This window comes from Micromonospora sp. NPDC005305, assembly GCF_040607315.1.
GTDB lineage: Bacteria > Actinomycetota > Actinomycetes > Mycobacteriales > Micromonosporaceae > Micromonospora.
Map to the genome: position 1 here is coordinate 569,322 of NZ_JBEXGL010000002.1, position 18,427 is coordinate 587,748.

At 72.6% G+C, this 18,427-nt stretch carries 18 protein-coding genes, 3 tRNA genes and 1 pseudogene; 10 read left to right on the forward strand and 12 right to left on the reverse strand.

All coding sequences use genetic code 11. The features are described 5' to 3' along the window. Window positions 1-6: 6 nt before the first annotated feature. Together ABZS80_RS05910 and ABZS80_RS05915 are read right to left on the reverse strand one after the other, a co-directional pair. Window positions 7-900, reverse strand: a complete 894-nt coding sequence (locus ABZS80_RS05910; protein WP_355054681.1) for a transketolase — start codon at window positions 898-900, stop codon at window positions 7-9. A gap of 2 nt (window positions 901-902) precedes the next feature. Continuing rightward, window positions 903-1,601: a transketolase gene (locus ABZS80_RS05915; RefSeq protein WP_355054636.1), complete on the reverse strand. Its 699-nt coding sequence runs from the start codon at window positions 1,599-1,601 to the stop codon at window positions 903-905. Between the two features lie 46 nt (window positions 1,602-1,647). On the opposite strand from ABZS80_RS05915, the gene soxR reads away from it, so the two are divergent. Next, on the forward strand, window positions 1,648-2,106 hold the full coding sequence (soxR, locus tag ABZS80_RS05920) for a redox-sensitive transcriptional activator SoxR (RefSeq protein WP_355054637.1): 459 nt from the start codon (window positions 1,648-1,650) through the stop codon (window positions 2,104-2,106). A 4-nt stretch (window positions 2,107-2,110) separates the two neighbouring features. Here soxR and ABZS80_RS05925 read toward each other — a convergent pair whose 3' ends face one another. Further along, on the reverse strand, window positions 2,111-3,085 hold the full coding sequence (locus ABZS80_RS05925; protein ID WP_355054638.1) for an NAD(P)H-quinone oxidoreductase: 975 nt from the start codon (window positions 3,083-3,085) through the stop codon (window positions 2,111-2,113). Between the two features lie 9 nt (window positions 3,086-3,094). Next, complete coding sequence (locus tag ABZS80_RS05930) at window positions 3,095-3,634, reverse strand: AAA family ATPase (RefSeq protein ID WP_355054639.1); 540 nt, start codon at window positions 3,632-3,634, stop codon at window positions 3,095-3,097. A gap of 97 nt (window positions 3,635-3,731) precedes the next feature. Here ABZS80_RS05930 and ABZS80_RS05935 point away from each other — a divergent pair. Beyond that, window positions 3,732-3,820, forward strand: a tRNA-Ser gene (locus ABZS80_RS05935). A 175-nt stretch (window positions 3,821-3,995) separates the two neighbouring features. Here the strand turns inward: ABZS80_RS05935 and ABZS80_RS05940 are convergent. Together ABZS80_RS05940 and ABZS80_RS05945 are read right to left on the reverse strand one after the other, a co-directional pair. Further along, window positions 3,996-4,079, reverse strand: a pseudogene (locus ABZS80_RS05940) (hypothetical protein); the annotation flags it as partial. After that, window positions 4,076-4,525: a hypothetical protein gene (locus ABZS80_RS05945; RefSeq protein WP_355054640.1), complete on the reverse strand. Its 450-nt coding sequence runs from the start codon at window positions 4,523-4,525 to the stop codon at window positions 4,076-4,078. The gene ABZS80_RS05945 and the pseudogene ABZS80_RS05940, both read right to left, overlap by 4 nt. A gap of 129 nt (window positions 4,526-4,654) precedes the next feature. Here ABZS80_RS05945 and ABZS80_RS05950 point away from each other — a divergent pair, with 129 nt between their 5' ends. After that, complete coding sequence (locus tag ABZS80_RS05950) at window positions 4,655-5,188, forward strand: YbhB/YbcL family Raf kinase inhibitor-like protein (protein WP_151465585.1); 534 nt, start codon at window positions 4,655-4,657, stop codon at window positions 5,186-5,188. Window positions 5,189-5,246: 58 nt separating this feature from the next. On the opposite strand, the gene ABZS80_RS05955 is transcribed toward ABZS80_RS05950, so the two are convergent. Further along, complete coding sequence (locus ABZS80_RS05955; RefSeq protein ID WP_355054641.1) at window positions 5,247-5,954, reverse strand: class I SAM-dependent methyltransferase; 708 nt, start codon at window positions 5,952-5,954, stop codon at window positions 5,247-5,249. Window positions 5,955-6,165: 211 nt separating this feature from the next. Between ABZS80_RS05955 and ABZS80_RS05960 the strand changes: the two genes are divergently transcribed. Beyond that, the gene (locus ABZS80_RS05960; protein WP_355054642.1) at window positions 6,166-7,977 is read left to right on the forward strand and encodes a hypothetical protein; all 1,812 of its coding nucleotides are present in this window, start codon (window positions 6,166-6,168) and stop codon (window positions 7,975-7,977) included. A 9-nt stretch (window positions 7,978-7,986) separates the two neighbouring features. Here ABZS80_RS05960 and ABZS80_RS05965 read toward each other — a convergent pair whose 3' ends face one another. After that, window positions 7,987-8,769 carry a hypothetical protein gene (locus ABZS80_RS05965; protein WP_355054682.1) on the reverse strand — a complete coding sequence of 261 codons (783 nt, stop codon included), beginning with the start codon at window positions 8,767-8,769 and terminating at the stop codon, window positions 7,987-7,989. 322 nt (window positions 8,770-9,091) lie between these two features. Here ABZS80_RS05965 and ABZS80_RS05970 point away from each other — a divergent pair, with 322 nt between their 5' ends. Further along, window positions 9,092-10,621, forward strand: coding sequence for a peptide deformylase (locus ABZS80_RS05970; protein ID WP_355054643.1), 1,530 nt, complete (start codon window positions 9,092-9,094; stop codon window positions 10,619-10,621). Window positions 10,622-10,741: 120 nt separating this feature from the next. Here the strand turns inward: ABZS80_RS05970 and ABZS80_RS05975 are convergent, their stop codons facing one another. Continuing rightward, window positions 10,742-11,863 carry a globin domain-containing protein gene (locus ABZS80_RS05975; protein WP_151465504.1) on the reverse strand — a complete coding sequence of 374 codons (1,122 nt, stop codon included), beginning with the start codon at window positions 11,861-11,863 and terminating at the stop codon, window positions 10,742-10,744. A 144-nt stretch (window positions 11,864-12,007) separates the two neighbouring features. On the opposite strand from ABZS80_RS05975, the gene ABZS80_RS05980 reads away from it, so the two are divergent. Then, complete coding sequence (locus tag ABZS80_RS05980; protein ID WP_355054644.1) at window positions 12,008-12,781, forward strand: CPBP family intramembrane glutamic endopeptidase; 774 nt, start codon at window positions 12,008-12,010, stop codon at window positions 12,779-12,781. Here the strand turns inward: ABZS80_RS05980 and ABZS80_RS05985 are convergent. After that, entirely contained in the window at window positions 12,742-14,433 is a 1,692-nt protein-coding gene (locus ABZS80_RS05985; RefSeq protein WP_355054645.1) for a hypothetical protein, read from the reverse strand. The genes ABZS80_RS05980 and ABZS80_RS05985 overlap by 40 nt on opposite strands. A 133-nt stretch (window positions 14,434-14,566) precedes the next feature. On the opposite strand from ABZS80_RS05985, the gene ABZS80_RS05990 reads away from it, so the two are divergent. Next, a tRNA-Ser gene (locus tag ABZS80_RS05990) sits at window positions 14,567-14,657 on the forward strand. A 35-nt stretch (window positions 14,658-14,692) separates the two neighbouring features. Then, a tRNA-Arg gene (locus ABZS80_RS05995) sits at window positions 14,693-14,765 on the forward strand. Between the two features lie 77 nt (window positions 14,766-14,842). Here the strand turns inward: ABZS80_RS05995 and ABZS80_RS06000 are convergent. Beyond that, a complete protein-coding gene (locus ABZS80_RS06000; protein ID WP_355054646.1) occupies window positions 14,843-15,172 on the reverse strand; it encodes a tyrosine-type recombinase/integrase in 330 nt (109 codons plus the stop codon). Between the two features lie 317 nt (window positions 15,173-15,489). Between ABZS80_RS06000 and ABZS80_RS06005 the strand changes: the two genes are divergently transcribed. Together ABZS80_RS06005 and ABZS80_RS06010 are read left to right on the forward strand one after the other, a co-directional pair. After that, a complete protein-coding gene (locus ABZS80_RS06005) occupies window positions 15,490-16,044 on the forward strand; it encodes a sigma-70 family RNA polymerase sigma factor (RefSeq protein ID WP_355054647.1) in 555 nt (184 codons plus the stop codon). Continuing rightward, a complete protein-coding gene (locus ABZS80_RS06010) occupies window positions 16,044-17,060 on the forward strand; it encodes a CU044_5270 family protein (RefSeq protein ID WP_355054648.1) in 1,017 nt (338 codons plus the stop codon). The genes ABZS80_RS06005 and ABZS80_RS06010 overlap by 1 nt, the downstream gene beginning before the upstream one ends. A 227-nt stretch (window positions 17,061-17,287) precedes the next feature. Here ABZS80_RS06010 and ABZS80_RS06015 read toward each other — a convergent pair. Beyond that, the coding region (locus ABZS80_RS06015) for a transposase (RefSeq protein ID WP_355054649.1) at window positions 17,288-18,427 on the reverse strand (1,140 nt) is incomplete at its 5' end.

Genomic DNA, 18,427 nt, shown 5'->3' on the forward strand with positions numbered 1-18,427 from the left:
CGCCGGTCAGGCGGCGGCCCGGGCCGGGGTGAGGAAGCCGTCCACCGAGCGGCGCAGGCCGGCCGCGTCCAGGCCGTGCCAGCGGTCGTGGTCCTCGGGCCCGCCGTAACGGCGCAGTTCCGACCGCCCCACCCCGAGGGCGAGCAGCCGGTGCGGCCGGTCGGCCAGCGCCGCGGCCACCACCCGGGCCGAGGTTCCCGCCAGGTACGGCTCGACCAGGATCACCTCGGTGCCGGCGAGCGCCCGCAGCCCCGCCGTGTCGAACGGGCGCGGCCGGTGGGTCCAGGCCACCGTCACCGGCCGGTCGGCCACCGCCGCGAGGGCCGCGTCCAGCAGCGGCCCGACCGCCACCAGCAGCGGCGCGCCCGGCCCGGCGTCCCGCACCACCCGCAGGTCACCCGCCTCGGGGTACGCCCGCGCGTTGGTCTGCGTGGACAGCCGTAGGTACGTCGACCCCCGCCCGCACACGGCGTCCCGCAGCAGCCCCGGCACCTCGTCCGGGTGGCCGGGCACGTGCACGGTCCAGTCGTTGAGCGTGTCGATCAGCGCCACGTCGGCCGGGGCCAGGTGGGTCCGCCCCGCCGCCGCCCGGTCGTACGACGCGCCGACGCTGACCAGCACCGCACCGACTCCCTGGTGGTCGAGGTCCAGCTTGATCTGCTCGTACGCCCGCTCCACGAGGAACGGCGCGTAGCTGTGCACGATCGGCCGCTGCCCGGTCAGCGCCAGCCCGCCGGCCACACCCACCATCAACTGCTCCCGGATGCCGACGTTGACGACCCGACCCGGGTAGCGGGCGGCGGCCGGGGCGAACGCGGCGGCCGAGATGTCGGCGAGCACGACCGTGGTGCGGGGATCGGCCAGCACCTCCTCGGCCGTGGTCACGAAGGTGTCGCGCATGGTCATGCCCACTCCCCGTCGGTGACGACCGCGACGACGACGTGCGGCCGGTGGTGGTCGTGCCCGGTCAGGGCGGTGTGCAGGGCCGCGTGCTCCCGGCCGTCCACGGTCGCGGCGGTCCACCCGTTGACGGTGAACCGGCCCGCCGCGCCGCCCGGCCAGCCGTGGCTCGCCGACCGGTTGTCCAGCACGATCGCGGTCAGGTTGCCGAGCCCGGTGGCGCCCGCGTACGCGATCGCCTCGTGGTTCGAGCCCTCGTCCAGTTCGGCGTCGCCGAGCAGCACGTACACCCGGGGGTCGGTGCGGCCCTGGGCCCGCAGGCCCAGCGCGGTGCCCACGCCCAGGCCGAGGCCGTGCCCGAGCGACCCGGAGCCGATCTCCACGCCGGGCACGAGCAGTCGGTCCGGGTGGTCGCCGAGCCGGCTGTCCGGGCCGCCCTGGTCGTCCAGCCACGCCACCGGGACGAAGCCCCTGGCGGCGAGCAGCGCGTAGTAGCCGGCGACCGCGTGCCCCTTGGAGAGCAGGAAGCGGTCGCGGTCCGGGTCGTCCACGGTCGCCGGGGTGATCCGGAGCACCCGGTCGTAGAGCACCTGGAGCACGTCCAGCGTCGAGTACACGTTCGGGCCGAACTCGCGGCCGGCGCGCACCCGGTCCAGCAGTGCCCTCAGCACGGCGGGGTCGGTGGCGGTTGTCGTCGTCATGCGGATAGCTTCGGATTTGAAGCGCACTTCAACTCAAGGCCCTGTGATGCACGAAGCAACCCTGACCATCGGCCAGCTCGCCGACCGCAGCGGCGTGGCTCCCTCCGCGCTGCGCTACTACGAGCGGCTCGGGCTGATCCGCGCCGAGCGGACCGGCGGCAACCAGCGCCGCTACGCCCGCACCGAGCTGCGCCGGGTGGCCTTCATCCGGATCTCCCAGCAGGTCGGCGTCTCGCTGGAGGAGATCCGGGAGGCGCTGGACTCGCTGCCGTCGGGACGGACCCCCACCCCCGACGACTGGGCCGCCCTCTCCCGCGCCTGGCGGAACCGGCTGGACGAGAAGATCCGGCTGCTCGGCAAGCTCCGCGACGACCTCGACGGCTGCATCGGCTGCGGCTGCCTGTCGTTGCAGCGCTGCACCCTCTACAACCCGGGGGACGCGCTCGCCGCCGAGGGCTCCGGCGCCCGGCTCATGCTCCCCCGCCCCGGGCCGGACGCGGCCTGACCGGTCAGCGGACCAGCAGCACCTTGCCCAGGTGGTCGCTGGTCTCCACCAGCCGGTGCGCGTCGGCAGCCTCGGCCATCTTCGCCCGCGCGTGGACGACGGGCCGGACCTTCCCCGACTCGACCAGCGGCCACACCTGCTCCCGGACGCCCCGGACGATCTCCGCCTTCTCGGCGAGCGGGCGGGAACGCAACGCGGTCGCGTGCACCGAGGCCCGCTTCGCCAGCAGCATCCCGAGATCAAGCTCGCCCTTGCGGCCGCCCTGCATGCCGATCACCACGAGCCGGCCACCGGTGGCCAGCGCCGCCACGTTCCCCGGCAGGTAGGCGGCGCCCATGATGTCCAGGATCACGTCCGCGCCCCGACCGTCGGTGAAGCAGCGCACCTCCTCGACGAAATCCTGCTCCGCGTAGTCGATCGTGTGCGCGGCGCCCAGCTCGCGCAACCGCTCGTGCTTCGTCGCCCGCGCCGTCACCACCACGGTCGCGCCGAGTGCCACCCCGAGCTGGATGGCGAACGTGCCGATCCCGCTGCCGCCCCCGTGCACCAGCAGCGTCTCGCCCTCGGCCAGCCGCGCGAGCTGCACCACGTTCGACCAGACCGTGCAGGCCACCTCCGGCAGCGCCGCCGCGTCGACCAGGTCGACCCCCGCCGGCACCGGCAGCAACTGGCCGGCCGGCACGGCGACCCGCTCGGCGTAACCGCCGCCGGCCAGCAGCGCGCAGACCTGGTCGCCCACCGCCCAGCCGGTCACCTCCGGCCCGACCGCGGCCACCAGCCCGGCACACTCCAACCCCGGGTACGCGGGCGCGCCCGGCGGCGGCGGATAGTGCCCCTGGCGTTGCAGCAGGTCGGCCCGGTTCACCGCGCTCGACCGCACCTCGACCAGCACCTCGCCCGGGCCGGGCTCCGGGTCGGGCACCGCCGCCCACACGAGAGCCTCGGGTCCGCCGGGTTTCGGGATCGTGATCGCGTGCATGACCCAGTCTTACCCGATCCGGCCGGCCGTCCACGCCCGGGCCAGAATCTCGTCCACCGTCTCCTCCGGCGTCTGCGCCGAGGTGTCCAGCCAGAGCCCGACCCGCGGCGTGGTGGCCCGGAAGTCGGCGTCCAGGTCGGCCACCGGCCAGCCCCCGTACCCCTGCTTGGGCCGGTCCCGCTCCCGGGCGGCGACCACGTCGGCGCGGGGTGCGAGCACCACCACGGCCAGCGGCCGGTGCCGGATCCGCTCGACCAGCGCCGGCAGCTCCGCACCGAGCACCACGTCCTGGAGCACCACGGTGAAGCCCGCGGCTGCGTAGCGGTCGGCGGCCGACGCGGCGAGGTCGTAGCGGAGCCGGAGCTGCCGCCACGCCTCGTCGGTGAGGTCCGCCGTCAGCTCCGCACGCCCGCTGACGATCATGCGGCGGAACACGTCCCCACGCAGGTGCACCGCGCGGGGCAGCCGCCGGGCCAGCAGCTCGGCCACAGTGGACTTGCCGGCCGCCATGATTCCACTGATGAGCACCACCGCCGGGGTTTCCCACACGGAAGCATCCTGACAGCAGGGGTGGGACGGCGGCTCGCCCGTTCCACCGGCCGTGGCAGACTAGGCACGGTCGCGTACCCCGTCGGGGACGTGGCAGGGAGGGTTCGCCTAGTGGCCGATGGCGCTGGTCTTGAAAACCGGTAAGGGCAGCGATGTCCTTCGTGGGTTCGAATCCCACACCCTCCGCCCCTGACCGTCACCTCGGCTCAGCCCTCGGCGAGCCAGGTCACCCCGTCCGGCCCGGGCAGCCGCTTGGCCGCCAGCATCGAGTCGAGCGCCGACGCCAGCCGGACCAGGCCGGCGCCGCCCACGCGAGCACGTCCTCGTCCGAGCGGGAGGCGAGGCCGACCTCCAGATCCAGCGCCGCGAGCACGTCGTGGCCCTGGTCCCGTAACCGGGCGGCCAGCGCCGGTGGATACATCTCGTCGAGGAGCAGGCCCGTCATGCCGGCGGGCGCCCGAGCAGGCCCTGCTCCGCCTGCCAGAGTCGTTCCTCCCGCTCGGCGGCCTCATGGTTCGCTCTGACGAGCAGGTCGATCTCCGCCGAGTAGGTGGCGTAGTAGCGGAGTGCCGTGCCGATCTGCTCGCGGCCGAGACCGGTGACCTCCATCAGCTCCGCGGCCAGTTCCTCGCCCGCCAGGTCTGGTGACTCGGCGCGTACCGCGTGGAGGGCGCCGATCACCTCCCAGACGTCCGGGCCGCCGTTCAGGGCGGCACGTCTGCCGGCCGGCCCCGATCGGAAGATCACCCCCGGATGCTCGTACGTGCGGAGCGACTCGTCGACGAACATGTTCGCCACCGACGAGGACGAGGAGCCGGGGTGCTCACGCACGTAGCGATCGAGGCGGGCGAGAACGCCCTCGTCGAAGCGGACGGACCGCGGACTACCCATGACTACAGTGTAGTCGCTCGCTCGGTGGGCCGGTCGGTCCGGACACCGGGGGCTTCCGGTTCGATTCGGACCGTCGAGGGGGTATGAAGGGGCGCAGGACATTCGCGCGCACCCGGAAGGACCGTTTCGATGAGCCTGGAACGACCGATCGCCCCGGACCCGTACGAGCTGCTGCCGACGCTGCCGTCGTTCAACCTGACCAGTGACGACGTGCACAACGGCGAGCCGATGGACGCCCGGTACGCGCACGGCAGCGCCGGCGGCGAGAACGTCTCCCCGCACCTGGCCTGGTCGGGCTTCCCGGACGACACCAAGAGCTTCGTGGTGACCTGCTTCGACCCGGACGCGCCGACCGGCAGTGGCTTCTGGCACTGGGTGCTGGTGGACGTGCCCGCCTCGGTCACCGAGCTGCCGACCGCCGTGGACGAGGGCGACCTGGGGGGCGCGTTCAGCATCCGCAACGACTACGGCGACACCGGCTACGGCGGCGCCGCCCCGCCGGCCGGCGACCGGCCGCACCGGTACGTCTTCGCGGTGCACGCGGTGGACGTGGAGCGGCTCGACGTGGGCAAGGGCGCGAGCCCCGCGTACGTCGGGTTCAACCTGGCCTTCCACACCCTGGCCCGGGCGGTCATCCGCCCGACGTACCAGATCAAGGAGTGACCACCCGTTAGGAAGGGCCCCTTCTTAGCCCTCAGGCGTTAAGAAGGGGCCCTTCCTTTCACGGGACCCGGGCGACCGCGAAGACCGACTGGCCGAACGGCGGCCGGAGCCGCTGCTCGGCCGCCTTGGTGGCGGGGAGGACCAGGGTGTCGTAGACCTTCACCATGGGGCCCTCCTTCGGCATGAGCCGGAAGACCTTGGTGGCCATGAAGTAGCCGATCAGGCCGAGCGCGTTCGCGTAGTGGATCTTCTCCACGGTGAGGCCGGCCTCGGTCATCGCCGCAGCCAGGGTCTTCTTCGTGTAGCGCCGGACGTGGCCGGTGGCGACGTCCGCCGGGCTCATCGCGAACTGGAACGCGGGCACGATGATGATCACCGCGCCGCCGGGGCGGACCAGGTCGCGCATGCTCCGCAGCGCGCCGACGTGATCGTCGATGTGCTCCAGCACGTTGTAGGAGACGGCCGCGCTGTAGTCGCCGCGCTCGGAGTGCGGCAGCAGCATCTGCCGGACCTCGATGCCCGGGTGCTCGGCCAGCCGTTCCTTGAGCCGGACCAGGCGGTCCGGGTCCGCCTCGGTGGCCGTGATCCGGGGGAGGTGCTCGGCCCACTCGAGGGCGTAGTCGCCCAGCCCGCTGCCAATCTCGATGGGGTTGTCACCGAGGTAGGGCACGGCGAGCTCGACGAACCAGCGACGGTGGTTGACCGCCGTCGCGAGGCCCTCGAGCACCTCCGACTGGACGCGCTGATCCCCAGTGATATCTGCCATGCGTCGATTCCTCACGATATGACTGACCCGCGCCTGGACCGACAGAGTCAACCATCCGGATGGACGGCGGGGGGAATCGGGGCACCGGGGGTGGCCGAATTGCGGTCGGGGGTGGGCACGTGATCGGCGGTCGGCGAACCCGGCACATAGTACGCCAGTACCCAGAAACATGTCACGGCCCTGCCATACCCTGACTACGCTCTGAATTGTCATGACTACTCCTGAATCGGACGCCGCCCCGGGTGGTGCCGCCGACGACGGGCCCGAGGAGGGCGGACGACCGGGGCAGGGCAGGTGGGTCGACGTCGTCGCCGTGCTCAGTTTCGTGCTGCTCGCCTTCTGGATCACCGCTCGGCTCTGGCTGGACCCCGCCAACGGGCTTCGGGACAACCGCACCGATCAGGCGCAGTTCGAGTGGATGATGGCGCACGGTGCGCGGGTCGTGACCGATTTCGCCAATCCGTTCACCTCGGACCGGATGAATGTGCCGGACGGCGTCAATCTGATGGCCAATACGTCCGTATTATCCATTTCACTGCCAATGACGCCGGTCACCGTCCTGTTCGGGCCCCGCTGGTCGTTCCTGCTCTTTCTCACCCTCGGAATGGCCGCCACCGGGGCGGCCTGGTATTTCGTCCTGTCCCGGGTGCTGATCGGTGCCCGCGCCCCGGCCTGGCTGGGGGCCGGCTTCTGCGCGTTCGCGCCGGCCATGGTCTCCCACGCCAACGCCCACCCCAACATCGTCAGCCAGTTCGTGGTGCCGCTGATCGTCTGGCGGACGCTGCGCCTGGCCGAGCCGGGCCGCTGGCTGCGCAACGGCGTGCTGCTCGGTCTGCTGATCGTCTGGCAGGCCTTCCTCAACCTGGAGATCCTCCTGATGACCGCGATCGGCCTGGGCGTCGTGGTGCTGGCGCTCGCCCTCGGCCGCCCGGAACTGCGGACGGCCGCCCGGCCCTTCGCCGCCGGGCTCGGGGTGGCCGCCGTGCTCTCGGGGGTGCTGCTGGCGTACCCGCTCTCCGTGCAGTTCTTCGGACCCGGCGCCTACCAGGGGCTCTCCACGCTGATCCGGGGCTACCGCACCGACCTGGCCTCCTACGTCGCCTGGTCCCGCGAGTCCCTGGCCGGCGACGCGCGGGGCAGCGTCTGGCTGGCCAAGAACGCCACCGAGGAGAACGCCTTCTTCGGCTGGCCGCTCGCCGTGCTGGCGGTCGCGCTGGTCTGGTGGCTGCGCCGCAACGTCGTGGTGCTCGGCCTGGCGGCCGTCGGCGCGGTCTTCGTGCTCTTCTCGCTCGGCCGCGAGATCCGCTTCGACGGGCGGGACACCGGCATCCCCGGCCCCTGGGCGGCGCTGGAGCACCTGCCGATCCTGCACTCGGTGGTGCCCACCCGGTGGTCGCTGGCGCTCACCCCGATCGTCGGCATCCTGCTCGCGCTCGGCGCCGAACACATCCGGCGGCTCGCCCGGCGACACCCGGCCGCCCGGGGGCGGATCCGGTTCGCCACCGCCACGGTGCTCACCATGGCGCTCCTGCCGCTCCTGCCGACCCCGCTGCCGTCGGTGCGCCTCGATCCCACCCCGACCTTCGTCACCTCCGGCGCCTGGCGGCCCTACGTCGCCGGCGGGCGCAGCATCGTCACGCTCCCGCTGCCCGACACCAACTACGCCGTACCGCTGCGCTGGTCCGCCGAGACCCGGCTGGACATGCCGCTGGCCCGCGGCTACTTCCTCTACCCGGACACCCGGCCCGGCGCCGGCCGGGTGGCCCTCTTCACCGCGCCGCCCCGCCCCACGAGCACCTTCTTCACCACCATCCGGCAGACCGACGCGGTGCCGCCGATCACGCCGCAGGACCGGGTGGAGGCCGTGGACGACCTGCGGTACTGGCGGGCGGGCGCCGTGGTGCTCGACCCGCGGCTGCGGCAGGCCGGGTCGCTGTACCGGGGAATGACCGAGCTGACCGGGATCACGCCGACCTTCACCGGCGGGGTCTGGCTCTGGGACGTGCGTCCCCTGGTCGACTGAGCGGCCGGGTCAGGACTGGCGGACGCAGCAGCCCTGGCAGATCTTCGGCCGGGGCAGCGTGAAGGCCAGGCAGCAGGTGCGCCGCTGCACGGTCGGCTCGCCCGCCGGGCCCGGCACCAGCTCGACCAGATCACTCAGGTCGAGCGCGTCGAGCAGCGTGCCGATGGTCGCGGTGGAGGAGCCGGGCAGCGCGTCCGAGGCCCGCAGGATGCCGTGCGCGATGCCGGAGGCGACCGAGCCGAGCAGGGTACGGGTGCCGATCCGGACCTCGCCCTGGATGGCCGCGATCAGCGGGGCGAAGTGGGCGTCGAGCAGCGTGGCCCGCAGCGCGCCGAGAAGCGCGGCCTCGTCGGCGACCACCCGGACGCCCGGGTCGCCGGCCAGCGCCAGCGGGTCGCCGGGGAGCACCGCGACCGTGGTGGAACTGCGCAGGCCGAGGGTGAGCAGCTGGTGGTGGTCCTCGAAGTGGACCAGCACGTCGGCCGGGTCGAGCAGCGGAACCCGCCGGGCCGAGGCCCAGCCGAGCACGGCCGGCAGCGCCGTCCAGTAGCTGTAGGACTTCCAGGCCAGCGCGGCGCAGGCGTGCGGGGTGCCGCCCCAGCGCCGGCCCGCCGCCCGCAGGAACTCGGGGAGCAGGGTGCCGTCGACCAGCCGGGTGGCCGGGACCCAGCGGGGCGCGCCGTCGGTGACCAGCAGCCCCGGCGCGAGGCCGGGCAGGTCGTCGGTGCCGAACATGGCACGCAGGGTCGCCGTGACCGGGGCGAACGGGGTGGCGACGTCCCGCCCCGGCATCACCGCAGTCACCTGGTCGTCCCCTGTCTGGTCGCCCCACCGGCCGCCGTCTGCCGCCGATCCGAACTAAGGCTAGCCTAACCACAGATCCCCGGTGAGGGAAAGTGGTCCCGTGGACTCCGGGGAGAGGTCCGGCTCACTCCGTCGCCGCTCGCGTACTACCCGGCGAGATGGGCGGAAAACGCCGCCGAGCGGGGCGGCGGGCGGCGCAAGCATCGACGGATGCCGCTGAATTGTCAAGGTGAGTGTCGAATACGAGGCAGTTTCCGTACACGTTCGGCCACTTAACGTGAAAATGGTCTTCCCGCGTACGAGGAAGCCGATGACGACCTCACCCATCGAGCGTGCCGCCGACTCGTTCGCGGCCGAACTCGCCCGGCACCGCACCGGCCGAGGGCTGTCCAAGAAGCAGTTGGCGACGCTGATGGGCTTCGACCCGTCCTACGTCAGCCACGTCGAGGGGCGCCGACACCGGCCCACCGAGGACTTCGCCCGCCGCGCCGAGGCCGTCCTGGAGGCCAGCGGCGCGATCTGGCAGCGCTTCCGGGAGTACGACGAGCTGCGGCACGGCCGCTCCGGCGGTGCGCACCGGGACCCGCCCGTGCCCGGCCAGTGGCTACCGCCCGGCACCGGGCTGGTCGTCGAGCGCGAGACCGCCACCCTCACCCACAGCGAGGACGGCTACCACTGCGCCATCCGGCGCGAGCTGTACAACGCGGGCACCGAGCCGGTCACCCGCTACCTGGTCCGGGTCGCCGTCGACCGCTACCCCAACGACCCGGGCCGCTCCAACCGGCACCACCGACAGCACCCGCTGACCTTCGCCGAGCTGCAACTCGCCGCCTACCGGGACGACGGGGGCGCGCGGGAGCCGATGCACTGGCGGGCCAAGCACGACCGGGACGCGTTCAAGGAGATCTGGCTGCTCTTCGAGAACGACGAGGGGCGCTTCCCGCTCTACCCGGGCGACCGGGTCACCATCGAGTACGCGTACCGCGTCGGGCGGGACAAGTGGGGCCCCTGGTTCCAGCGGGCCGTACGCCTGCCCACCCGACACCTGGCCGTCCGCCTCGACCTCCCCGTCGGCCTCGACCCCAAGGTGTGGGGCGCGGAGACCTCCCTCTCCGCCGAGGAGGGCCCGCTGCGTACCCCGATCCAGCGCGCCGACGACGGCGGCCGCGCAATCTTCGAATGGGCGACCGACGACCCACCACTGAACGCCCGCTACCGGATGCAGTGGCGGTTCCGCAGCCAGCCCCCCGACGTCGAGCCCGAAGGTCCGGCCCCCGGCACCCGGATCCGGGCCAGCGACCGGATGCGCGCGGTCGGCATCGTGCAGCGCGGCGACGACCTGCTCCGGCAGCAGGCCCGCCCGTTCGATCTGCCGCGCGAGGAGCAACTCGCCCGGGACGTGGTCGACCGGCTCTCCGGCCTGCTGGTCCGCCTCGACGAGCTGCACCCGTTCAGCAAGGGCGTCGGCATCGCCGCGCCGCAGCTCGGGCTCGGCTGGGCCGCCGCCCTGGTCCGCCCCGCCGACCGGGCGGCCGAACCCGTCGTGCTGCTCAACCCCCGGGTGGTGGACAGCTCCCCCGACACCGACGAGCAGTACGAGGGCTGCCTCTCCTTCTTCGACCACCGCGGGCTGGTGCCCCGGCCGCTGCGGATCGACGTGGAGCACGCCCAGTGGGACGGCAGCCGCGTCATCACCTCCTTCGAGTACGCGATGGCGCGGCTGGTCGCCCACGAGATCGACCACCTGGAGGGCCGCCTCTACGCCGACCGGATGGCCCCCGGCGTGCCGCTGGTGCCCGTCGAGGAATACCGGGAGAGCGGCAACCCCTGGCGCTACTGACCCGCAGGGACTCCGGTACGCGGGCCGGTTGCCGGCCCGACCCGCGTACCGGTGAACGGGGGGCCGGGTCGCGTGCCCCAGGGGGCAGGGGCACGCGACCCGGCTCGGGGGGAGCAAGGCCTACAGGTTGCCGAAGGTGTCGTAGCGGATGTTGTCCGGCGGCACGTCGTCGGCGGCCAGCGCGCGCAGGGTCGCCCGGACCATGGCCGCCGACCCGGAGACGTAGCAGTCGTGCGTGGTCCACGGGCCGTACCGGGTGACCACCTCGGAGATGTCACCGAGTTCGCCGTCGAAGCCCGGGTCGTCGCTGCACGCCGTGGTCACCGACAGCCACGGATGGGCGGCCACCAGCTTCTCCAGGCCGGGCAGCCCGTACAGCTCCTCCCGCCGGCGGGCGCCGTAGAAGACGTGCACCCAGCGGGTCCGGTTGACCCGGGTCAGCTCCTCCACCAGCGCCTTGATCGGGGCCAGCCCCACCCCGCCCGCCACACAGAGGATGTCCCGCGTGGAGGCCCGGTCCAGGGTCATCGAGCCCATCGGCGCGGCGACCCGCAGCAGGTCGCCCGGCTTCGTCCGGCGGACCAGCGCCCCCGACACCCAGCCCGCCGCCCCGGCCGGCGTCCGCACGTGGAACTCCAGCACGTTCTCCTCGTTCGGGGCGTTCGCCACCGAGTACGTCCGCCACACCCGCGGGTGGTAGCGGGGCGTCTCGATGCTCACGTACTGGCCGGCCTGCCAGGTCATCGGATGCTGGAGGGCGCGCACGGTCAGCACCGCGGTGTCCGGGCCGTGCCGCTCGTGGGTGAGCACCTCGGCGTGCCAGAACGGCGGATTGTCGTCGGCCGCCGCGCCGGCCAGCATCCGCTCGCTGATGCTGGCGTACGCCTCCCGCCACGCCTGGTCGTACTCCAGGTTCCAGCCGTCGCCGGCGGTGCTGCGCAGCGCATCCAGCAGGGCGACACCCATGGTTTCGTAGTGGCTCGCCTCGACATGGAACTTCCGGTGGTCCCGGCCCAGCGCGCGCAGGTACTCGTCGAAGCTTTCCGGGTCGTCCACCGTCTGGGTGGCGGTGACGATCGCCTCCAGGATCCGGTCGCCCTGACCGTTCATCTGCACCGGGAAGAGCATGCGCAGCGCCGGGTCGAGGAGGAACAGCCGGGCGTAGAAGTGACCGCTGAGCCGCTCCCGGTCCTCCTCGACCAGGGTCCAGCTCTCCTTCAGCAACCGCGCGAAGTTCTCCACAGGGGCACGCTCCTTCTCCTGGCGGGCGGATCGGCCCCCATAGAATCTCCACGGAGCGTGCCGGCCGGTCGCACAGAATGTGCGATCGGCTCACCTGACCACCGGAGCGTGCCGACCGCCCGCCGGGTGGGGCACAGTGGTCCGGTGACGGTTGACGAGCTCACCCGCCCGGTCTCCCGCCGGACCCTGGGCACCGAGACGCTGCTCGTGCTCGGCCTCTCCCTCGGCCAGTCGGCCGTGTACGCCCTGGTCTCGCTGGTCGCCAAGCTGACCGCGACGGGCGGGCTGTCGAAGCAGACCGCCTCGCTGAACACCTCCGCGTCGGCCCGGCCCTACCTCGACCTGACGTACCAGCTCCTCGGGATCCTCTTCGCGCTGCTGCCGGTGCTGCTCGCCGTACACCTGCTGGCGCGCGACCCCGGCGACCCGGCGCGGACCCTCGGCGCCGACCTCACCCGGCCCGGGTCGGACCTGGCCCGGGGTGCGGGCCTGGCCGCGCTGATCGGCCTGCCCGGGCTGGCCCTGTTCTGGGCGGCCGCCCAGCTCGGGATCAACGCCACCCTCGTCCCGGCCGCCCTGCCCGACCTCTGGTGGGCGGTCCCGGTGCTGATCCTGGCCGCCGTGCAGAACGCCGTGCTGGAGGAGGTGATCGTGGTCGGCTACCTGGTCACCCGGCTGCGACAGCTCCAGTGGCGGCTCGGCGCCGTGCTCGCGGCGAGTGCCGTGCTGCGCGGTTCCTACCACCTCTACCAGGGCTTCGGCGCGTTCCTCGGCAACGCCGTGATGGGCGTGATCTTCGGCCTGTTCTACCTGCGTATCCGGCGGGTGGGGCCGCTGATCGTCGCGCACACCCTGCTCGACGTGGTCGCCTTCGTCGGCTACGCCCTCCTGCCGAAGTCCTGGTTCGGCTGGCTCTGACGGCGGGCGGGGCGGTAGAGGCCGGTCGCGCGGGCGGCCAGGCGCTCGGCGGCGGTCGCGTCGCCGGCCGCCGCGGCGAGCGCCGCCGCGCCGGGAAGCAGCCGCGCGGCCAGCCGCAGGCCCAGCCAGCCAGCAGCCTGCGCGGCCAGCGGGGTCGCCAGCCGCCACGCCGCCTCGGCCGCCCGGGCCAACGACCCCTCGGCCGGAGCGCCGGCCGAGCGCACCCCGTCCAGCGCGGCGCGGGCCGTGCCGGCGTCCGGATGCACCTGGGTCAGCACCAGCAGCTCGACCACCCGGTCCGGATGGGCCGGATCCCGGCCGTAGACGGCGGCCAGGTGCAGCACCAGGTTCGCCTGGGTCCACAGCACCGCCGTGAGCTCCGCCACCGGCGCGAACAGCCCGGCGCCCGCCGCGAGCGCGCCACCCGTGCCGGCCAGCCGGACGAACCGCCGGGTCACCAGCCGGGCCAGCCCGTCGGCGTCGGCGTCCGGGTAGGCGTCGCGGGTCCGCTCCACCCAGTCCGCGGCGCGTGGCCCGAGGGCCTCCACCGCGGCCAGGGCCAGCAGCTCCGGCGCGAAACCCGGATGTTCGAGTACGCGCGCGCCCACCGCCCGCCAGCCCGGGCCCTGAGCGGTCGCCGCGGTGGCGACCTCCTTGGCGGTGAGCCGGCCGGCGGCCCCGGTGGCGGCCAGCTCGGTCCTGGCCGGCGGTTCCGCTCGGCCGAGCTGGGGGGCAACCGGTTCGGCCGGAACCTGCGCGGCAGCCGGTTCCGCGGGAACCTGGACGGCGTTCTGCGCCGGCGGGACCGGTGCGGATTGCGCAGCGACTTGCGCGGGGTCCTGCTCGGGTGCGGCGTGCGCGGCGGCGGGTTCCGCCGCGATTCGGGCGGCATTCTGCTCGCTCGGGGTTTGCGCGCCGGTGGATTCCGCCGGAACGGGCCCGGCAGGAGTCTCGGTAGCGGCTGGGGTATGGGCGAGCTCTGCGGCGTCCGGCGGGGCGGCGGATGCCCGGCGAGCGGGTGGGCGCTTCGTCGGGGCCGCCTGCTTCGCCGGTGCCGCCTTCGTGCTCTTCCGCGCCCGGGCGGTGCGCGCCGGTGTCACGGTTCCCGCCGCCGTCGCGGCCGGCTCGGCCGCCCCCGGCTCGGATCCGACCGTCCCGACGGCGTCGGCGCCCGCGGGCTCCCCCGTTCCGGGCTGCGCCGTTCCGGGCTGCTGCGGAGCCTTGGGCGCCGCCGTGGACTTCCGCGCCGCCGGGGTGGCCTTCTTCGGCGGGGTGGCCTTCTTCGCGGCCGGCGCACGGCGGGTCCGCTTCGGGGCCTCCTCGCTCACCGGCTCGCCCGCGGCGGTGGTCGCCGGTGGTGGCGCGACGGCCGGCGTACCCGCGTCGGTGCTGAGGACGACCTCGGCGGACGGGCGCGGGCGCGGGGCCGACGGCGCGTCGGGGGCGGCCGGGGCGGCCTGTGGGTCCGGCGGCTGGAACAGGACGATCGGTGCCGCCGTGGCCCGCCGGGGCGGCGGCGTGTCGTCCGCCACCTCGGCCGGAACGGGCTCGGGCGCGGGTGGTGGCGTGAAGGTCGGGCGGGGGGAGCGGCTCCGCCGGCCCTGGGCGGCGGGCTCGCGACGGGGCGGATCGCTCGGCGGCTGCTCCTGCATATCGATGGAGCGTAGACCCGAGCGTGACGTGGCACACGATGAAAACGCGGGGGGCGGGACCTTCCCGGTAGTCGCTTTGCCCCCGGTGGGTGTCGGCCTGTATCCTCGGGCGCGGTGGTCTCCGGGCCACCAGGGAGACTTCGCCTAGTCTGGTCTATGGCGCCGCACTGCTAATGCGGTTGGGGTCTTAAAGCCCCTCCCGGGTTCGAATCCCGGAGTCTCCGCGCGAAAGCCGGTGTGTAGACTGGCCGAGCAGCAAGCGCCCGTAGCTCAATGGATAGAGCATCTGACTACGGATCAGAAGGTTAGGGGTTCGAGTCCCTTCGGGCGCACAGCAGGTCAAGGGCCGGTTTCCCGTCACGGGAGACCGGCCCTCGATCTTTCTGACCCCCACGGCTGACCCCTACGTCTAGGCGTCGAAGAGGAAGCCGAGTCGGTCGACCGAGTCCTGCTGCACCCGGCGCGTTGCCTCCACGTAGATCGACTTGGTGACGGTCGGGGAGCTGTGCGGGAGCACGTCCTGAATCCGTTCGAGCGGCACGCCCTGGTCGTAAAGCAGCGTCGCGCACGAATGACGCAGGTCATGCACGCGAATGCGCCGGACTCCCGCCCGCTCGAACGACTGGTCGAAGTGCCGATTGATATTGCGGGGCTCGATCGGAGTGCCGATCTTCGTGGTCAAGGCGGCCCGCAAGCGGGCCGCGCCGGCCCGGCCACGCTGACGGACGACCAGGACCACGAAGACCTCGGGGCTCCGCCCCGAACCCCGGCCCTCCTCAGAGATGCCGCCGCGGCTCGCCTCGCCAGGCACCACAAGGGCTGGACGGTCTACGACTGCCCGACGAGGAGATCCGCTTGAGTCGCAGGGGACTTGAGCCGCAGGCATTGGAAGCAGACCTGAGCGTCTGGGAGCGTCGACGTCCCACCTGGCAGAGCCGTTGCAGCCGGAGGCAGCTTTATCGCGGCGTGCGGCTCTGGCAGGTGGTTGGCGGTAATCATTGGGCTGGAGATGACACAAGCCAGGGTGAACGTTCGTCAACCAGGCGGGAGTCTTGGATGGGTCCACCGGGAGAACGCGACGAGGATTGGTTCACCAGCGTCTACGCGGCCGATTACCCACACGTGGTGAAGTACGGCCAGCGTCGGCTCGGCAATCTGGACGCGGCGGCTGAACTCGCCCAGGAGGTGTTCGTCGTCGCCTGGCGGCGTCGCCGCGAGGTTCCGGACCGCAGCCTGCCCTGGCTGTACGGGGTGGCCCGTCGCCTGCTGGCGAACGAATGGCGAGCTCGGAGAGCTGCGCCGGAGGTGCTACTGATTGCCGACGCCGGCCTTCTGCAGAAGCCGGGCTCGTCCGGCGCCGACGCGACAGTGGGCGTCACCGATCTCCACGCCGCTCTAGCCACCCTCGCCGACCTCGACCAGGAGATCCTCCGGCTGGCCGGTTGGGAGGAACTGACAGTTTCCGAGGCCGCTCAGGTCCTCGGCTGTACCCGCACCACCGCTGCCGTGCGTCTGCACCGCGCCCGTAGGCGCCTCAACGAAGCCATGTCGCACCGAGTTGTACCGCCGGCGCAGCAGCCGGTGTTGGCGAGTCCTCGAAAGGCCATGTGATGTTCGGAGAAGAGCGAACGCGTACCCTCCTCGGTCCGGCTGACCCGGCCCGGCACAGCACGATCGCACCGCCCCGGCTGTCGGCACACGATCTGATCGTCCGCGCGGAGGCTGTCGCCGAGCCGGCCGCCCATCACCGCCGGGCACGCCCGACGCGCAGGCTGGTTCTGACCGCCGGGGCGCTGACCGTAGCGGTCGGCGCCGCGGCAATCGTCCAGACGTTCGGCCCGTCCAGCCCGGACACCTCGGGGATCGCCGGTCCGCCCGGGGCGGATCCGGGGGCGGTGCTCGTGCCGGTGGCGTACGGCTCTGTCACCCGTGACGCGGGGAGCGAGCTACGCGCGTTGGCGAGCAGGCTTGTCGATGCGGAGTACGACAACCGCACCGGTCGGTACATGTACCACCACACGAAGACGTGGGGCGACCCGGTGATGACGTCCGCCGACGGCCGCCACCATGTCGCTTTCGCCGACGAGACCAAGGTCTGGCAGGCGGCCGACGGGACCGGTAAGCAGGTCAGGACCCAGCTTGAGCCGCAGTATCCGGACCAGGAGTCCCGGGAGTACTGGCAGCGGAACCTCAAGTCCAAGGCTTCCGCCTCCGGAACGCCCGCGCCCGACGACATGCCGCTGCCACCGGAGGACCTCGCACCGCTGCCGTCGGGTCGAGCCCAGGTGAACGACCGGCTCAAGGTCAGGTACGGCGCGGGCGCCGTCAGCAAGGAAGTCAGCACGGTGTACGGGCGATATGTCGTTCCGCGCCAGACGCGAGCTGAGATCCTGCGGGTCCTTGCCGATGTGCCCGGTTTCCTGTGGCGGGGCCAGGTGACCGATCGGGCCGGCCGCAAGGGCGTAGCCATCACCTTCGACGACCGCGAGCACAACCAGCAGTCCCTTCTGATCTTCCACCCGAACACTGGGGAACTGCTCGCCCACGAGCTGCTGACCCTCTCGCCGGTACGGATCAGCTCGTACCAGGTAGTCCTCGATACCGCCTGGGCCGATCAACCCAACTGAATCGCCGGTGCCGGGGGCCACTCCTACGGGGTGGCCCCCGGCCACCTCCACGGTCGGGGCTGGGCCATCCACGGGCCACAAGCCGGTGTCAACGGAGGGCATTTCAGGCCGCTCGAGGTCATGTCGACCCTCCTTGATCCGCTTGACGCTGTGCGACACCAGCAGCGTGCCGATGCCGCCACGGATCACCTCGTCGGGCACCACAAGACATCCGATGGGCGTAGCTGTCAAGCAGCGGTGGTGGCTTTGATCGAAATCGGGAAGGCCGTCGTTTCTCGGTAGTGCTGCCGTGTTTTCAGGCAGTGGTGGAGGCAGCCGAGGAAGCGGTTGAACAGGTGACGGAAGGCGGCGGCGTGACCGTCGCCGGCGGTGCGGCGCCGGTCGTAATGGGCTCGGGCGCCGGGTGACTGGTTGAGCGCTGACAGCCCCCAGGTGAAGCCGACTGCGGCAAGTCGGTCGTTCTTGATCCGGCGTTGGGAGACCACGAGACTGCGGCCGGAGGCACGCGTTACGGGGGCCGCGCCAGCGAAAGCCTTCAGCGATCGGGCATCGAAGAAGCGGGTGCGGTCGTCGCCGATCTCACCCAGCAGCCGGGCGCCGGCCTGGGCTGCGATGCCAGGGAAGCTGGTGATGATCTCGTAGTCCGGGTGCTGCTGGAACGCCGTCTCGACGGCCGCTGATAGATGGTCGATGCTCGCGCACTCCGTGGTGAGCGTGGCGAGCAGCCGCAGTGCCTGGATCCCCATCGCTTGCTCGACGAGCGGGTCCTGGCGCAGGTGGGGCCGGCGCAGGATCGCGTGAAGCTCGGCGGTGACCTGGTCGATGTTGCGGGAGCGGCCCGCCCGGCGCAGTGCGGCGGCGATACGGGCTTTGGACAGCGTGCGCGCTGCGGCGGGAGTCGGAGCGAGTTCGAGCAAGGCTCGGGTCAGCGGTGTGGCCAGGCTCCCGCTGCGGTTGGCGGCCGCTTCGCGCATTGCTGGGTAGTACTCGCGCAGCAGCGACCGCAGCTCGTTGCTGGCTCGGGTGCGCCGCCACGTCGCGTCTTGGCAGGCCCGAGCGAGGACCGCGATCGAGCGGGCGAGTTCGGTGTCGGCGGGCAGCGGCCGGTGCACCTGCATGTCCGTACGCAAGATGTTTGCCAGCACGACGGCGTCGGCGTGGTCGGATTTCTTGCCCGACGCCGAGTAGCGTTCTCGGTAGCGGGCGACGGCCATCGGGTTGATCGGGTAGATCGGGCGGCCGGTGGCGCGAAGCGCTGCGACCAGCAGGCCGCGCGGGGTTTCGATCGCCACAGGAATCGGACAGTCGCCGTCGTCGCCGGCTTCGGCCAGTATCGCCAGAAGCGTCTGGAAGCCCTCGACGGACTC

Excerpts from the sequence above, each read along its gene's own strand:
- ABZS80_RS05910 (WP_355054681.1), bottom strand. The coding sequence starts at position 900 with ATGCGCGACACCTTCGTGACCACGGCCGAGGAGGTGCTGGCCGATCCC.
- ABZS80_RS05915 (WP_355054636.1), bottom strand. The coding sequence starts at position 1,601 with ATGACGACGACAACCGCCACCGACCCCGCCGTGCTGAGGGCACTGCTG.
- soxR (WP_355054637.1), top strand. The coding sequence starts at position 1,648 with ATGCACGAAGCAACCCTGACCATCGGCCAGCTCGCCGACCGCAGCGGC.
- ABZS80_RS05925 (WP_355054638.1), bottom strand. The coding sequence starts at position 3,085 with ATGCACGCGATCACGATCCCGAAACCCGGCGGACCCGAGGCTCTCGTG.
- ABZS80_RS05945 (WP_355054640.1), bottom strand. The coding sequence starts at position 4,525 with ATGGGTAGTCCGCGGTCCGTCCGCTTCGACGAGGGCGTTCTCGCCCGC.
- ABZS80_RS05950 (WP_151465585.1), top strand. The coding sequence starts at position 4,655 with ATGAGCCTGGAACGACCGATCGCCCCGGACCCGTACGAGCTGCTGCCG.
- ABZS80_RS05955 (WP_355054641.1), bottom strand. The coding sequence starts at position 5,954 with ATGGCAGATATCACTGGGGATCAGCGCGTCCAGTCGGAGGTGCTCGAG.
- ABZS80_RS05960 (WP_355054642.1), top strand. The coding sequence starts at position 6,166 with ATGACTACTCCTGAATCGGACGCCGCCCCGGGTGGTGCCGCCGACGAC.
- ABZS80_RS05965 (WP_355054682.1), bottom strand. The coding sequence starts at position 8,769 with ATGCCGGGGCGGGACGTCGCCACCCCGTTCGCCCCGGTCACGGCGACC.
- ABZS80_RS05970 (WP_355054643.1), top strand. The coding sequence starts at position 9,092 with ATGACGACCTCACCCATCGAGCGTGCCGCCGACTCGTTCGCGGCCGAA.
- ABZS80_RS05985 (WP_355054645.1), bottom strand. The coding sequence starts at position 14,433 with ATGCAGGAGCAGCCGCCGAGCGATCCGCCCCGTCGCGAGCCCGCCGCC.
- ABZS80_RS06005 (WP_355054647.1), top strand. The coding sequence starts at position 15,490 with ATGGGTCCACCGGGAGAACGCGACGAGGATTGGTTCACCAGCGTCTAC.
- ABZS80_RS06010 (WP_355054648.1), top strand. The coding sequence starts at position 16,044 with ATGTTCGGAGAAGAGCGAACGCGTACCCTCCTCGGTCCGGCTGACCCG.